Genomic DNA, 594 nt, shown 5'->3' on the forward strand with positions numbered 1-594 from the left:
GCCGCGGGTGAGTATGAACTGGCCCTGAGCACATTCACCCGCGCCGCCCTGGATCAAGGCATGACAACTCAAATTCTAACGTCGATGGGCACGGCCAATCTGGGACTGAAGCGCCTGGGCCAAGCAGAAACCCTGCTGCGCCGCGCTGTCGAAGATGACCCCGATTGGCCGGTTGCGTGGAACAATCTTGGCGTCCTTTTGATGGAGCAACAGGAGTACCCCGAGGCGGCCCAAGTCTTTCAGCGCGCCTTTGCGCTCGACAATGGCGAAAGTGACGCAATCCGCGACAATCTGCGGTTAGCACTCGCAAAAATGGAAAATCCTGTTAATAATACGCCCCAAGAACAAGAATATGAGCTGGAGCAGCTTGGCGACGGGCAATTCGCGCTGCGTAAAATCCAGTAAACGAGGCAAGAGCAGTAAAGGACGCAAAAATGCGCCAGCAATTCTTGATTCCGTCTATCATTCTGAGCGGGCTGGTTCTGGCGGCCTGCGCCAAGGAAAGCGAAGAGGAAAAGGTTGAACGCACCTTTCAGGAGGTGAACGTCATTGACGAAACCAACCTGAACGACGTTCTCCTGAACGCCGCCGATC

At 55.4% G+C, this 594-nt stretch carries 1 protein-coding gene; it reads left to right on the forward strand.

Annotated features, from left to right (window positions below):
* Window positions 1-405: tetratricopeptide repeat protein (locus tag ACRZ95_RS23180; protein ID WP_480555752.1), on the forward strand; the 405-nt coding region annotated here is incomplete at its 5' end.
* Window positions 406-594 lie beyond the last annotated feature (189 nt).

The sequence above is a fragment of the Ruegeria sp. AI3 genome, from assembly GCF_056541245.1.